We start from the raw sequence: 13914 nt of genomic DNA on the forward strand, positions 1-13914 counted from the left end.
ATAGGAAGCCGAGTTGTAGCAATACACTTTAGATAATGTATCATCATCTAAAGTGTATACAGATATTATCTTATTTGATTTTGAAATAACTAATTAGTTTCTTTAGCGTATATAGGTACTAGATCGTTGTTTGTTGTAGAAACAGGTATAACACTAAAATATTCGATTACTTTTTCCAATTTTCCAATTCAATTTGTTTGGAAATATAAACCCTTACCCACTGGCTGAACAGTTTCTAGTACAATATCAACCATTTTTCCATTAACTAGATTTCTTATTATCCAAGCTACTAAATTTTGCGCAGCATAACATCCCGCAGCAGTCGAAATATTTCCTTCGTTGACGAAACTTTGTTCAATTACATCTACACCAAATTCTTTAAGTTGCTCTACTACAGATGGATATGTTGTAGCTTTTTTACCAGTTAATAAATTTTTTGCTCCTAGTAGTAGCGCACCTGAACACATAGAACCTATTAATTGTCTTTTTGGATCTAAATGAATTTTATTAAGATATTCTTGATTTTTATATAAATCTTGTACACCCTTTCCACTAGCAAATATTACAGCGTCAGCAGAAGGGATATCAGATAGGTTTCCTGTCATCGGAATTCGTAAGCCTGACATAGATACATGTGTTTTTTCTGTTCCCAATAGTTGGACTTCCCAATCTGAAATATTACCCACTAAACGTACACGATTTAATAAATCCCATGGTAAAAAAACATCTATATCTGTGAAATCATCAAAACAAACAATTGCAATTTTCATTTCCTTATCCTCCATCATTTTATTGTCAAAACATTACTATCATATCAATTTAAGGGATAATAAGGGAGTTTAAAGAGAATTCCTTTTATTTCATCGTTTTAACTAAAAAACCAAGAAAGTAATTGAACTATCTTGGTCTTGGCATTTTATGATGTTTTAACTTTTATTAAAGAAAAAATATTAGTATCATATGGAACACCATTTTGGTGCATATAATTTTTTAATATCCCTTCTTTTTCAAATCCTAATTTTGTTAATAGTTTGTTTGAAGCTTCATTTTCAGTAAAGACAATAGCTCCAATACGCATTAAATCCATCTCTTGAAAACCAAATGATATCACTCTATTAACGGCCTCCTCTGCATACCCCTTTCCCCAGCTCTTAGGAAAAAGTGCATAGCTGATGTCAGCTCTTTTATGCTCAGTGGACCACTCTTGAAAACCAATCGTACCAATAATACCTTCTTGGCCTTTTAATGAAATTCCCCATTTAATCCCACGTTTTTCATCATAATTCTTTGAAAAATTTTTAATTATTTGTTTAACCTGCTCTAAACTTGTTAATGGATTCTGCCCATAATGGCGTAATACATCTGCATTAGAAAAGCAATTTAAAACATCTTGGGCGTCATGTTCAGTAAGTTCTCTTAACACTAATCGTTCAGTATCTAAAATAGGAAACATCTTCTTCACTCCACTTCCAAATAAGGTATATGTTAGATTCTATCTTAAAAGAGGAAGAGTTGCATTACTAATTTGTGGCTGAAGCTTCATTATCATTCCCTCATTTCTCTTTTGGCATTATAAATAATAAGAAATCATTAATTTTATAGATCTTTATTATTTTTAGAAATAGAAAAAGACCTGGCACTCATTCATAAAGTGAGTTCGAGTCCTTTGTTTAGACGGTATATTTGGAATGTAATGGTCTTTTCCAATCAACTTTTAACAAATTGTCATTACCAACTTACAGTGCTGAATCAATTTATCAATAATTCAGGGTTAAATCCCCATTCTTAAGGTAATTGCCCTGAATTCTTTACTTTGTACAACATAGTATAAAGATAAAAGTATTATAAAAAGTAAATATACAATCAATTATGCCTCGGCATAATTGCGTCGGAAAACGGCTTTGTGCTTGCACAAAGCACTCCTTTCCGATTCTGTGACATCCGCTGAAAGAAGTTAAAGATTGTGGCGTAATGCTACAGCTTTTTATAAAATCATACTACCTTTTCTTTCTATCTAATCCTGCTATAAATTTTAGAAAGGAGGAAAACTGTTTTGAGTTATCCTGCTTATGGAACAGGTACGAATTTTGCCTTTGCTATTGTTTTATTCGTTCTTTTGATTATTGCCGGTCTTGGCTTGTTTTATTTATTAAGAACTTTAGTATGGAGCGGTGTGTAGTAATTTCCAAATGCTCAAGATATAGAAAGGGCTACCTGATCATAGATGATATGTTTGGACTCCATTCTAGGGCTTGCGTATATTAACGGAAGTCCTTTTTTCATGTTTATATTTCGTTAATACTTTATTTCACTATCCCGCCTCTTCATTTCAAGATACTTCGTTAGATATTTAATTTCATTTTTCTACTTACGCTTTTCATATCAAAATGTTTATAAAAATCAATTGCTTTCGTATTAAATTCCCAAACATTTAATTCGACTGAGTCAACTTCCTTTTCTTTAGCCCAAGTTATACAAGCATTAAATAACATTTTTCCAATTCCTTTTCTTTGTAAATCTACTTTTACACCAAAATCGTGTATGTAAGCATATTTCCGTTGAACAAGCGACTCGAAAGGTGAAGAAGCTTCAACACTTATGACTGTAAAACCCACTACAATTTCATCTTCCTTCGCTATTAGAATATCACTCTCTTCGTTGTTCAATAATTCTTTATAATAGGATTCGGGCATTACAGACTCCACACTTTTAAATATCGTTGGTTCCTCCATCACATGCTCTTCATGCCCTTCTTTTACTATCTCATTCACAGCAAAATAATCTTCCTCTGTTGCGATACAAACCTCGATTGTCATCATTTTAGCCCCCTCATATCCATACTTTACAAAAATCAAGAAATTTCTCCTCTTATTATACAGACAAACAATGGATTATAGTATGATATTCCAGTTATGGAAGTGATAGCTCTTTTTTCACGATGCTCTAATGAGTTGGGTTTTTTATTTCCCTATTTTTTAGTAGACTCTAAGATGAATGGAGACTTACTTTCACTATACCAAGTACTATTTAATATGAACTTTGTATCATCATATGTCGTTTTCCACTTTATCGTCTGGATATGCTTCCTCTAAGTGCATTTAACTTATTCCACCCTATTCTTCTTATGAATATTGTCATCTCTTGAAAACATTTAGTTGCATCAGGTACTAGCGGAAGGATTAAACTTACAACGACATAGTCAAACGATTCATTTTCAAATCCCCAATCATTATTGTAAATAGAATACTTGAATGAATAACGAAAACTAATGATTAATAATATTAAACACAGAATTAACATTATTGATTTTCACATTCAATAAATTTAATTTTTATTATTTACATTTTCAATTCCTCGTTATATAATCGAATCAACTAAAAGGAAGGGATTTCATTATGGCTTATAAAGTAATCACAAATTGCCCTGTCTGCAGTAAAACATTGAAAATTACAAAGTTACAGTGTTCTCATTGTCACACTACGATTGAAAATGAGTTTGAATTATCTAAGCTGGCATCCTTATCAAAGGATCAGCTTCATTTTGTGGAAGTATTTTTAACATGCCGAGGGAATATTAAAGAAGTTGAAAAGGAACTGGGGATTTCGTATCCAACAGTTCGAGGCAAGCTAACAGACATCATTTCATCCCTCGGATATGTGCAGAAGAAGAAAAATGAAGTAGACGAGAAAAAAGTTGTCACTATGTTGGAAAATGGCGAAATCACACCAGAAGAAGCGATTAAGCTCTTAAAAGAGGAATAGGGAGGAATTTATCATGAAAGAGGAAATTTCAAGAGTGTTAACAATGGTTCAAGAAGGAAAGATTGATGCAGATAAGGCATCCGAACTGATTCAAGTATTAAAAGAGAAAGAAGAAACAGGTAATATGCTTTCTGAAGAACCAACTAAATATTTAGATAAAACTTTAAAAATTCGTGTTGTATCAGCCGAAAATGATAACGTCACAGTCAATTTGCCTTTAAAACTTGTCAAGGTAGTATTAATGGCTGGACACAGCATCGCAGCGAGTATTCCTCAATCGGAAAAATACGTTAAAGATATAGACATAAACCTTATTATTGAAGCAATCGAAAACGAATTAGATGGTCAAATTGTTGATATTAAATCGGCAAACGGGGATACCGTTTCGGTCATCATTGAATAGTGATTAGCTTATGATGCATGTAAAAGTGAAAGCAAAAGACGTTCGGTTTACAATCCCAATTCCATATACTTTTTTAAACATTGCGATTTCAATTTTGTCTTCGAAATTTTTACAGCGAAATATAAATAAATGGACAAAAGAGCAGTTCGAAAGAAAAAAACTGGACTTTACTTTTCCACTAATAGACAAAAAAACGCTAAAGCCTATTGTCAAGGAACTGAGAAATTATAAGGGTATCGTGTTAGTAGATGTCAAAGCTAAGGACGGAACTGAGGTTAAAGTTAAACTATAGTATATGATAAAATACACCGACCACTGGACTGGCATTTTGTAGAAAAAGCCTAATTTCCAACTTACAAAAAATTAAAAGAAGCTCAAACAAGCATACCCCGTTCTTTAGGACCGGGTTATGCTTGTTTGTAAACATTAAAAATGAGTCCTAGTCATTAGCTAACACCTTTACTTATCCACGACCAGCTTGGAATTCAGGATATAAAGTCATTCCACCATCCGCAAATAGAGTAGTTCCTGTTACATAACTAGCCTGTGAAGAAGCAAGCCATACTGCGACTGCGGCAATTTCTTCTGGTTTTCCGATATACCCCATTGGAACCATACTTTCCACATCTGCCCGTTTTGCTGGATCTGCAAATTTTTCAGCATTTATTGGCGTATTGATCGCTCCGGGTCCGATATTATTGACACGAATTCCCTTTGGAGCATATTCTAACGCTAATGTTTCTGTCATTAACTTAATGCCCCCTTTACTAGCGGCATAATGCACAAACAACGGCCAAGGGATTACCTGGTGAACACTGGACATATTGATTACTGTACCTTTAATATCATTTTCTACGTAATATTTAATGGCTTCTCGACTTCCTAAAAACGCACCCGTTAAATTTGTATTGATCACTCTATTCCAATCACTTAACGGCATTTCATGAGAAGCTACTGGATTTTCTATCCCTGCATTATTAATCATGACATCGAGGGTCCCAAACTGTTTTACAGCTGTCTGAACAAGATTGATGACATCCGCTTCAACTGTAACATCACCTTGTACAGCTATGGCCTCCCCACCAGCTTTTTTAACCTCTTCCACTACAGCATTTACATCCGCTTCATTTGAACGATAATTAATCACTACTTTCGCTTTTTCTGCTCCAAAGCGAATGCCCATCGCTTTACCTAGTCCCGTTGCAGCACCTGTAATCACAACAACTTTTCCTTCTAAATCTGGATACATACAAGGCCCTCCTTTTTATCTTTTCGCAATCCCTAACATTATTCCAGCAGCTACTATAAAAACAATCCCAATGATAATTGCTATGAGTTGCTTTTTTGTTTTTTTCTCACCTAATATAAAAATTCCACCTAAAGTAGCGATGACTATCCCCATTTGGGAAAGAGAAAAACTGGTTGCGACTCCTACACGTGGCTGAGATATAAATAAAAACATGTTTCCGGCAGCCCAGATCAAACCTGGGATAATATTTCGAAATGCATATTTATTAAATGGTTTATGCTTAAATGTTAATAAAACCCCACCTATTACCATCCCCAATGCTTGTGGCAATAAAGCAGACCATCCACTTACGTTAAATAAACGTATAACAACCACATAAACTAAATATCCAAAAGTTGAAACAAGTAAAATTAAAATTCCTTTTTTCAAATTGCTTCCGTGTTCTTTTTGTTTCTCTTCAGGATTTGGAAGAGATGTAAGAACGATACCCACAATGATACTAATAAGTGCAAGAACACCTAATATAACCGACATCATTGTCGACCATTCATGAAAGACGATTACTCCAAATAAAGTTGTTGCTACCAATTGTAGCCCTGTCGAAATGGGCATTGTTTTGGAAACACCTATTAAATCAATACTTTTCAATTGGTTTACTTGCCCCAATGCCCAAAAAAGGCCTGATACAATTCCGACTCCAATCACAATAGGTGATAACTCAGGCTTTACAAAGAAGTAAACACCTATAGAGAAAATAAGTGCACCAAATGTTGTTCCAAGTACTTGACTATAGGGTCCACCACCGAGTTTGACGTTAAATAATACAATACTTCCCCAAAAGAGAGCTGGTAATATTGCTAGGATGATGTCCATTTCTTAAACCTTTCACCTCTCTAAATCCTTTATTTCATTCTACTTACTGTCAATCGATACAAAACATCCATAATACTTTTTTATGATGCACCAAGGGAAATTTTTTATACTTTTAGTTTAAAATCACTTTTTAAGTTGATTGAATTTATTATGTAGAATTTTCACTTTCGTAACACAAAATAACCAAGACGGCAATTTAGCTATCTTGGTCCTAAATATATCAATTATGCCTCGGCATAATTGCGTCCGGAATCGACTTTGTGCTTGCACAAAGAACTTCTTTCCGATTTCCGTGACATCTGCCGGAGGCTTTAACTTCTTTCAGCGGATGTTTGGACACCCGCTGAAAAGTGACTTAAAATCGCATTCATCTCACCACATATAGAGGCGGGAGACTTCTGTACCTGTCGCTACGCTTTCGGTACAAAGGACATTTGCTAAAATAAGTTAAATCACTGATTGAAGGTATTTTATATTATTTATAAATTCTTTACTAAGACATTCCACTCTACAAAAGTAGTGATCTTATCATAATATATATTAAGCTAATTTTTTAGCTTACACCGCCTTGAATTGTTACTAAGGGTCACTTCCATACAGTGGCCCTTTTTCATTTCTCAAAGTACGTTAAGGTATTAATTATTTTCCAAAATTTCTAATTCTAAAGTACTTTTTGTTGGATAAACACCTTTCTCACTTTCTATAACGATACATATTATAGGTGTAGAAAGGAGGAATATTTCATGGGATGCTTCGGAAATGTGGGCAATTACAACAACAATTGTTACTACGGAGGTTATAGCTATGGAGGTGGCAATAACGGTTCAACATTTGTTCTAATTGTTGTTCTGTTCATTCTATTAATTATTGTCGGCGCTACTTTCATATATTAATCTTTATAAGAAAAACTCTTTGTAGCTATTAGAAATTAATAAACTGGGCGAAATTTTTTGTCTTACACCAGTTCATTCAAGGTCACTTCCATAGAGTGACCTTTTTTAAGTAATGAGATAGTACGCCGCCCTTTAGAATATGACCTTGCCCAGCCCTCTTTAAAATTTTCCAACAAAACATCAAATGAAATCTTATCATAAACTAGTACCAACAATAATTCTTTCTTAATATCTTATAGTTTTTACCCATAAGTATTGTCGGCACTAGCTTCATGTTATTAATAAATAATACCAATAATACGCTTTGATGCTCATTTATAGGAAAACTAAGTTATCCCTACCTCCAAAAATTATAAGTCAAGGATCACTTTCCTCCGATGACCCTTTCTATATATAAACCTTCATGAAAAATAGTCGCTTCTGGATATTGTAAGTTTATTTAATCATCTTTTTACACTTTTATTAGGTAAAGCAAGCCATTTGTTCCCAGCTAAAATAATTATTTATATGAAATTTATATGAACTGGAACGACCGACTTTTATAAAGATATTGTCGTTTCTTTTTTAATAGGTATATTAATAATAGCGTGGGTTCTGGTGATGGTGGTGGTGCGGATGGCGATGGTGGGTTGGATATGATGTATGTGTTGGGTAGTAATGCATTGGGTAGTAATGGTGGGTTGGATAATGGTGGGTTGGATAGTGTTGAGTCGGATAAAAATGGGTTGGAGAAGTAACCGGGTAATATGGATGTCTCCCACCATGTTGTCCTCCATAACCATCATGTCTGTAATCGTATCGCATAATTTTTCCTCCTTTCGATTTCGATATAGGTTATGCTATAAAAGCATTAACAGTCTACGCAAATGCCTATATGCTAGTCAAATTGCCTCCTCTTCATACCTACAAACAAAAGAACAATCACCATTCCAACTATTTTTCCTATGTTCAATCTAATACGTATAAATTGAGCTGGTTTATTTCATTTTTTTAGCTAGTTATAAAACACAATGGATGTTTTTTGTGTTCTTGAAATTGGAGCATCAGACAAATTTTATTGACTTCCACTGCCGGCAAGCGTCTAGCCACTCCCTCCACGCTTTGCTTTCGCTACAAAAAACATTTGCTGAAAGAAGTTAAAATTGTAAATTCGCATTTTCCTGATGCTTCATCATATTAAGTTTTCGTTGTATAAACCATTCTGCAACGATTAAATTGGGTACCCAACATAACCAAGCGATTATAGAGTAGCTAATATTAAAATGTTCAAATCCAAACAGTACAGTAAACAAGACTAGCCAAATTCTTAATGTGACAGCTGCAAAGGTTAAAGAATAATTTCTTATCATCCACTTTTGATGATCAAGAACTTTTTTATATTTAATTTTAATAAGAGCTTGAAATGCTGTTATCAGCCAAAATATAGATAAGAAACCAAACCCCAACTGAGACATCAAACCTCCAGTAGCATAAAAGGCTAAATAAAGCCCCGAAACACCGCCTAATAAAATACCTATCATATAAATTTTCCCGATCATACGATGACGTTTAATATTTTTTTCTCTAAATCTCGAAAATAATGTAAAGGGACCAATAACTAAAGCTACTATACTAAATACAATATGCAAATAAAGCATTATGTACCAAAACGAACTCAATGTTGAATTTAACAAAAGCTTCAATTTAACGAACCCTGCTTGATGCGCATCCATGAAAAAATATTGAACAACGGCATAACCAGATATTAAAATAGCTAAACAACTAAATATAAGCCAAGTTTTTTTATGCATCTTTCTACCTCCTATTTTTTATTGTCGGCTTTTGCGTTCTTCTTACATAAAAGAATACCCTCACTACTTCTACACCTATATGCTATTTAATTTGTGCTTATTTTGTTATGTATGATTTCTTTCCTGTCCATACTGTAACATTTAATTTTATGACATCCCCTTTCCACCTAATAAGTGGTAAAAAAATGTGCGTAAGAGGTTTTATGTTTTAAATGAAATTTGAACCCTATAGAATCTTTTGATATTTCTTAGATTGCCATGCCCTTCTCCCCCCCACAATATGACACATAAATTGGGTCGGTTTAGTGTTCTAATGTTCATTGAAAGAATTATCATAAGTAGGATTAAAGAGTTGTAGAGTTGCTGTATATTTATAATTTTGGTATAATTCAAATAACTCATTCAAGAACGTTGAAGTAGTTTGAAAGGAGGTATAAGGCAGTGGATAAATTACGTTCACACTCTTCAAAATAAAATTTTGAGGAGGAAGTAAAATGACAATTGTATTTAAAGAAGAAAAGTATATTGATAAGAACGATTTAAAGGCACTGTATGAGAATGTAGAATGGTATGCATATACAAAAAATTTAGACCAATTACAGCAAGCATTGTTAAACTCTATCTATGTATTATCTTCATGGGAAAATGATCAATTAATTGGTTTAACAAGAGTTGTGGGTGATGGTCTTACAATCCTTTATATACAGGATATTTTAGTATTGAATAGCCATCAAAATCGAGGCATCGCGACTGATATGATGAATCATATTTTAGAAAAATTTAAAGATGTTCGCCAAAAGGTTCTATTAACAGAAGAAGCCCCTGATGTCCGTCATTTTTATGAAAAGAACGGTTTCCAATCTTGTGACAAAGGAACACTTGTAGCTTTTGCAAAAATGAATTAATGGTGTGCGAATGTTACACATTTAATCCGACGAAACAATAAATGAAGTTTGATATATCCAATATTCTAGGACTTGTGTGTATTCATACACACAAGTCCTTTTGTTATGCTATCACATATTCATAGGGACGCTCATATACACTTTTTACATGGCTTTGTATCAAAAGTACAAACACTAGAATGATATCGTGTTTCAACACCGTTTACCTGTAATCAAGTAAACACCTACCCACGAACAAAAGGCTCAGGCAGGTGCTTTATTCGATGAATTATAGTAAATAAAAAACCTATAAGATAGTTTCATCATATCGGTATTCGAAGTATATCCACTATGCTTTCACAATATGAATTGGCCTCCCCATAAGTACCTCAGCAGCATCCATTGTAATCTCACCTAAAGTTGGGTGAGCATGGATTGTTAATGCTATATCTTCTGCAGTCATACCCGCTTCGATCGCAAGACTTAATTCAGCAATCATATCAGATGCACCAGCACCAACAATTTGAGCACCGATTAATATGCCATCTTCTTTACGCGCAACAAGCTTCACGAAACCTTCTGCTTGGTTTAATGCAAGCGCACGACCGTTTGTTGCGAATGGGAATTTCGCTACTTTCACCTCGATCCCTTCTGCTTTTGCTTGCTCTTCATTGTAACCAACAGTTGCAAGTTCTGGATCTGTGAAGCATACAGCTGGGATTGCTAAGTAATCTACGATTGATTTTTCACCAGCGATTACTTCTGCAGCTACTTTACCCTCATAAGATGCTTTATGAGCAAGCTGTGGACCAGGTACGATATCACCAATTGCATAAATGTTTGGTACTGAAGTACGGCATTGTTTGTCTACTTTTAGTAAACCTCGTTCTGCGAATTCGATGCCTACTGCTTCAAGTCCCATTTCATCTGTATTTGGAAGACGGCCTACAGTTACTAATACATAGTTAGCTTCAATTGTTTTTTCTTCTCCGCCAGCTTCATACGTTACAACTACGCCGTTTTCATTTTCTTCCACACCTTTAGCTGATGCGTCAACAACAACTTCTACGCCTTTTTTCTTTAAGCCTTTTTTCACAACTTGTGTCATTTGCTTTTCAAATCCAGCTAAAATGTCTTTGCTGCTTTCAATGATTGTTACTTGAGAGCCTAAGTTAGCGTAAGCAGAACCTAGCTCAATACCGATGTAACCCCCACCAATGACAACTAATTTTTCCGGTACTTCTGATAAAGAAAGTGCATCAGTTGAGTTGATTACGCGTTTAGTGAATTTGAATGTTGGAATTTCAACCGGTCGAGAACCTGTTGCAAGGATAGCATTTTTGAATGTGTAAGTTTGTGCGTTGTCGCCATTGATTACACGTACAGTGTTTGCGTCTATGAAGTATGCCTCACCTTTCACAATGTCGATTTTGTTGCCTTTTAATAGACCTTCAACACCGCCTACTAATTTAGAAACTACGCTTTTTTTGAATTCTTGCACTTTTGTCCAGTCAAGTTTTACTTCTTGTGCAACAACACCCATATCATCTGAATGCTTTGCTTGTTCAAAACGGTGACCTACTGAAATCAGCACTTTAGATGGGATACAACCGACATTTGAGCAAACTCCTCCTAAATACTCTCTCTCTACAATTGTTACGTTTTGCTTCATTTGAGTAGCGCGAATAGCCGCCACATATCCTCCTGGACCTGCACCAATCACAAGTGTATCAATATACTTCATCTACTACTTCCCCCTCATTGCTTGCTATAAAGTGAAAAACGTTATCCCAAAAAAAATTATCTTTCACACAATTATGGTGACCTTTTGTTACAACTTTAATTACCTGTTTAAAGTTGCTATTATTTATTAGAACATCCACATTTGAAATCGGCACTTTTTTATCCTCAATTGAATGTATGGCTAGAGCTGGGGACTGTTGGTTTTTTAAAATATTTTCTAGACACCATTCTCTCCTAGCTTTTATAAAAACACCTCCTCGTATTAAAAACCAACTGACAAATAGCCACCCAAAAGGAATGTAAGGTATTGTTACTTTTTCAGCCATTGATTTGCTAATACGTTTTAATGATGTAGGCATAGAATCAGTAATAAGTGCTTGTAACCTCAAATCTGTGGAATTCACAATACTTGCAGCGATCCCCCCCATCGAATGCCCTAAAACATAGATTGCATTACTATTAATATCTGGCCTCTCCAACACATAATCAATCGTTGATGTTATGCTTTGGACAAACGATGCAATACTCACTTGTTTTTGTATTGAATCACTTTGCCCATGACCAAGAACATCCACAATTATTACGTCATAATCGCTAGCTAATAAGGGATCCACATAACGTAACATGTCTGATTTATTAGAGCTCCATCCGTGAATCAGCAGAAAGCAACCTCTTGCCCTCTCGCTTTTAATAAGCCACCCTCGAATTGTCCCAGTACTTCGTTCTATTTCAATGTTTTCATAAGTCGCATTCGGGTATTTTTTAACCTCTTTCATTTTCGGTGTAAAAATATGAAGAATGATATATCTCCTTAGAAATAAAATAATTGCTATGAAAGCAACGAATAATAAATATTTCATAATAATCCCCCAAAAAGATACCAAACGGTCTCTTTTAAATTGTAAAAAAGACGGCTTTATGGCCGCTCGGTAGCAATCATTGAAATATATTGCCTCAAATTATTTATGATGATCTTTGTTAATTGCCCATCATTCTTTAATCGATCTAATACGAGTCCACCTTCAAGTGTTGACACAATATATATCGCAGTGTCGTATGGCTGTACTGACTGCTTCAACTCTTGATGCTTAATTCCATCCTCTATAATTTTCATCATCCACTTTATCATCATATCCATTGCTTCATTAATCGATGGCAGTAACGCACTCTCTTCTAAATCATCCATTTCTATAGCTGCGTTAAAAATAGGACACCCACCTACGATCGGTTTTCCTTCACTTAATTGTAAAAAGGCCTCCACAAATGCGATTAATTTGTCCGTTGCATTTTCGTGTTGTGAAACACTCGTCTTTAAATGATGTTGCATTATTTCGGTAGAAAAATGAAAAGACTCGACCATCAGCTGCTCTTTATCCTTAAAGTGTCGATATATCCCCCCCTTTTGAATATTTGTTTCCTGAATAATGTCACTCATTGTTGTTGTCATATAACCTTTTTTGTTAAAAATCATAGCAGATTTTTGAATAATATTGCGCCTTGTTAATTCACCTTTTTTCATTTAAACCTCCAAAAAGATACCCTTCAGTCTCTTTTAATATAAAGGAATTTGAATACAAATTCAAGAACTATTTAACAGAAAATCAATTATGCCTCGGCATGATTGCGTCCGGAATCAATAACGTTACATAGTACTATTATATTACTCAACTAATTCAACAGTAAGTGTAGTAACCCACATTGGTGCTGTATATTGGACTGTTCCATCATAACCGACTTTTACTTTATCACCAATCTTAAATGTTTCGTCAGGATTCTTCGCTAGATTTACATAAATAATTCCGTAAACCGCATCATTTTCAGCTTCAGTTACATAAACAAAAGCTGCCCGATTGTTTATCACCTCTTCAATCACACCTACAAAAGTTGCTTTAACTTCACTTTTACACATAAACAATAAACTACAGCATATAAGAACTGTAAATAGCAAACTAAATGCCTTTTTCAAAAAATAATCCCCCTAAATCTTTCGTTTGTCCTTTAGATTCATAATATCTCATTACAGTCAAGGATTTCCAATTATTCTTTTTCGAATTCCATATTTTCTCCGGATTTAAAAATGTCTGTGTTGTGTTTATTTTCGACTGTCGCATTTAAACTATTTACGCATGCATATGGAGCGAACGGAAAGGAACTGGACGTTCACCGTTAGCTTTGTTTTCCATAGATTATGAAATAACAAATACAAAAAACCACCCATTTCTGAGGAGGGCACTGAAAAACTTACGTTTTCATAAAAGCGAACCTTTCTCAGATAAAAATAAGGCACTTCTTGTTCGATTTTGAACAGGAAGTGCCTT

Annotated in this window: 16 protein-coding genes; 6 read left to right on the plus strand and 10 right to left on the minus strand. The window is 34.5% G+C overall.

Features of this window, described 5'->3' with window-relative positions:
• Positions 1–188: 188 nt before the first annotated feature.
• Together ACQKOF_RS20440 and ACQKOF_RS20445 are read right to left on the minus strand one after the other, a co-directional pair.
• On the minus strand, positions 189–770 hold the full coding sequence (locus tag ACQKOF_RS20440; RefSeq protein WP_427561054.1) for a DJ-1/PfpI family protein: 582 nt from the start codon (positions 768–770) through the stop codon (positions 189–191).
• 146 nt (positions 771–916) lie between these two features.
• The gene (locus ACQKOF_RS20445; protein WP_427561057.1) at positions 917–1453 is read right to left on the minus strand and encodes a GNAT family N-acetyltransferase; all 537 of its coding nucleotides are present in this window, start codon (positions 1451–1453) and stop codon (positions 917–919) included.
• 600 nt (positions 1454–2053) lie between these two features.
• Here ACQKOF_RS20445 and yjcZ point away from each other — a divergent pair.
• A complete protein-coding gene (yjcZ, locus tag ACQKOF_RS20450; RefSeq protein WP_370043276.1) occupies positions 2054–2179 on the plus strand; it encodes a sporulation protein YjcZ in 126 nt (41 codons plus the stop codon).
• Positions 2180–2342: 163 nt separating this feature from the next.
• Here yjcZ and ACQKOF_RS20455 read toward each other — a convergent pair whose 3' ends face one another.
• A complete protein-coding gene (locus tag ACQKOF_RS20455) occupies positions 2343–2855 on the minus strand; it encodes an N-acetyltransferase family protein (RefSeq protein ID WP_427561059.1) in 513 nt (170 codons plus the stop codon).
• Between the two features lie 540 nt (positions 2856–3395).
• Here ACQKOF_RS20455 and ACQKOF_RS20460 point away from each other — a divergent pair.
• The 3 genes from ACQKOF_RS20460 to ACQKOF_RS20470 are packed head-to-tail and all read left to right on the plus strand — an operon-like array spanning position 3396 to position 4456.
• Entirely contained in the window at positions 3396–3761 is a 366-nt protein-coding gene (locus ACQKOF_RS20460) for a DUF2089 domain-containing protein (protein ID WP_018393054.1), read from the plus strand.
• Between the two features lie 13 nt (positions 3762–3774).
• Positions 3775–4164, plus strand: coding sequence for an SHOCT-like domain-containing protein (locus tag ACQKOF_RS20465; protein ID WP_370043274.1), 390 nt, complete (start codon positions 3775–3777; stop codon positions 4162–4164).
• 10 nt (positions 4165–4174) lie between these two features.
• Positions 4175–4456 carry a hypothetical protein gene (locus ACQKOF_RS20470; protein ID WP_427561061.1) on the plus strand — a complete coding sequence of 94 codons (282 nt, stop codon included), beginning with the start codon at positions 4175–4177 and terminating at the stop codon, positions 4454–4456.
• 171 nt (positions 4457–4627) lie between these two features.
• On the opposite strand, the gene gdh is transcribed toward ACQKOF_RS20470, so the two are convergent.
• Positions 4628–5413, minus strand: a complete 786-nt coding sequence (gene gdh, locus ACQKOF_RS20475) for a glucose 1-dehydrogenase (protein ID WP_427561064.1) — start codon at positions 5411–5413, stop codon at positions 4628–4630.
• 15 nt (positions 5414–5428) lie between these two features.
• Entirely contained in the window at positions 5429–6286 is an 858-nt protein-coding gene (locus tag ACQKOF_RS20480; RefSeq protein WP_370043271.1) for a GRP family sugar transporter, read from the minus strand.
• 743 nt (positions 6287–7029) lie between these two features.
• On the opposite strand from ACQKOF_RS20480, the gene ACQKOF_RS20485 reads away from it, so the two are divergent.
• Positions 7030–7179 carry a YjcZ family sporulation protein gene (locus ACQKOF_RS20485; protein WP_427561068.1) on the plus strand — a complete coding sequence of 50 codons (150 nt, stop codon included), beginning with the start codon at positions 7030–7032 and terminating at the stop codon, positions 7177–7179.
• Between the two features lie 1136 nt (positions 7180–8315).
• Here ACQKOF_RS20485 and ACQKOF_RS20490 read toward each other — a convergent pair.
• Positions 8316–8969: a DUF2306 domain-containing protein gene (locus ACQKOF_RS20490; protein ID WP_427561071.1), complete on the minus strand. Its 654-nt coding sequence runs from the start codon at positions 8967–8969 to the stop codon at positions 8316–8318.
• Positions 8970–9463: 494 nt separating this feature from the next.
• On the opposite strand from ACQKOF_RS20490, the gene ACQKOF_RS20495 reads away from it, so the two are divergent.
• On the plus strand, positions 9464–9874 hold the full coding sequence (locus ACQKOF_RS20495) for a GNAT family N-acetyltransferase (protein WP_427561074.1): 411 nt from the start codon (positions 9464–9466) through the stop codon (positions 9872–9874).
• Positions 9875–10202: 328 nt separating this feature from the next.
• On the opposite strand, the gene lpdA is transcribed toward ACQKOF_RS20495, so the two are convergent.
• From lpdA to ACQKOF_RS20515, 4 genes are all read right to left on the minus strand, one after another.
• Positions 10203–11597 carry a dihydrolipoyl dehydrogenase gene (gene lpdA / locus ACQKOF_RS20500; protein WP_427561077.1) on the minus strand — a complete coding sequence of 465 codons (1395 nt, stop codon included), beginning with the start codon at positions 11595–11597 and terminating at the stop codon, positions 10203–10205.
• Positions 11584–12456, minus strand: a complete 873-nt coding sequence (locus ACQKOF_RS20505) for an alpha/beta hydrolase (RefSeq protein ID WP_427561080.1) — start codon at positions 12454–12456, stop codon at positions 11584–11586. Before ACQKOF_RS20505 ends, lpdA begins: the two co-directional genes overlap by 14 nt.
• 56 nt (positions 12457–12512) lie before the next feature.
• On the minus strand, positions 12513–13115 hold the full coding sequence (locus tag ACQKOF_RS20510) for a TetR/AcrR family transcriptional regulator (protein ID WP_427561082.1): 603 nt from the start codon (positions 13113–13115) through the stop codon (positions 12513–12515).
• Between the two features lie 141 nt (positions 13116–13256).
• Entirely contained in the window at positions 13257–13562 is a 306-nt protein-coding gene (locus ACQKOF_RS20515; RefSeq protein WP_427561084.1) for a hypothetical protein, read from the minus strand.
• Between the last annotated feature and the right edge of the window lie 352 nt (positions 13563–13914).

It is taken from the genome of Lysinibacillus sp. NPDC093190 (assembly GCF_050280425.1).
Classification (GTDB): Bacteria; Bacillota; Bacilli; order Bacillales_A; family Planococcaceae; genus Lysinibacillus.

What these genes read in the sequence shown, in the direction of transcription:
- ACQKOF_RS20460 (WP_018393054.1), top strand. Translation starts at nt 3,396, where the DNA reads ATGGCTTATAAAGTAATCACAAATTGCCCTGTCTGCAGTAAAACATTG.
- ACQKOF_RS20465 (WP_370043274.1), top strand. Translation starts at nt 3,775, where the DNA reads ATGAAAGAGGAAATTTCAAGAGTGTTAACAATGGTTCAAGAAGGAAAG.
- gdh (WP_427561064.1), bottom strand. Translation starts at nt 5,413, where the DNA reads ATGTATCCAGATTTAGAAGGAAAAGTTGTTGTGATTACAGGTGCTGCA.
- lpdA (WP_427561077.1), bottom strand. Translation starts at nt 11,597, where the DNA reads ATGAAGTATATTGATACACTTGTGATTGGTGCAGGTCCAGGAGGATAT.
- ACQKOF_RS20445 (WP_427561057.1), bottom strand. Translation starts at nt 1,453, where the DNA reads ATGTTTCCTATTTTAGATACTGAACGATTAGTGTTAAGAGAACTTACT.
- ACQKOF_RS20495 (WP_427561074.1), top strand. Translation starts at nt 9,464, where the DNA reads ATGACAATTGTATTTAAAGAAGAAAAGTATATTGATAAGAACGATTTA.
- ACQKOF_RS20490 (WP_427561071.1), bottom strand. Translation starts at nt 8,969, where the DNA reads ATGCATAAAAAAACTTGGCTTATATTTAGTTGTTTAGCTATTTTAATA.
- ACQKOF_RS20440 (WP_427561054.1), bottom strand. Translation starts at nt 770, where the DNA reads ATGAAAATTGCAATTGTTTGTTTTGATGATTTCACAGATATAGATGTT.
- ACQKOF_RS20505 (WP_427561080.1), bottom strand. Translation starts at nt 12,456, where the DNA reads ATGAAATATTTATTATTCGTTGCTTTCATAGCAATTATTTTATTTCTA.
- ACQKOF_RS20510 (WP_427561082.1), bottom strand. Translation starts at nt 13,115, where the DNA reads ATGAAAAAAGGTGAATTAACAAGGCGCAATATTATTCAAAAATCTGCT.
- ACQKOF_RS20480 (WP_370043271.1), bottom strand. Translation starts at nt 6,286, where the DNA reads ATGGACATCATCCTAGCAATATTACCAGCTCTCTTTTGGGGAAGTATT.
- ACQKOF_RS20485 (WP_427561068.1), top strand. Translation starts at nt 7,030, where the DNA reads ATGGGATGCTTCGGAAATGTGGGCAATTACAACAACAATTGTTACTAC.
- ACQKOF_RS20470 (WP_427561061.1), top strand. Translation starts at nt 4,175, where the DNA reads ATGATGCATGTAAAAGTGAAAGCAAAAGACGTTCGGTTTACAATCCCA.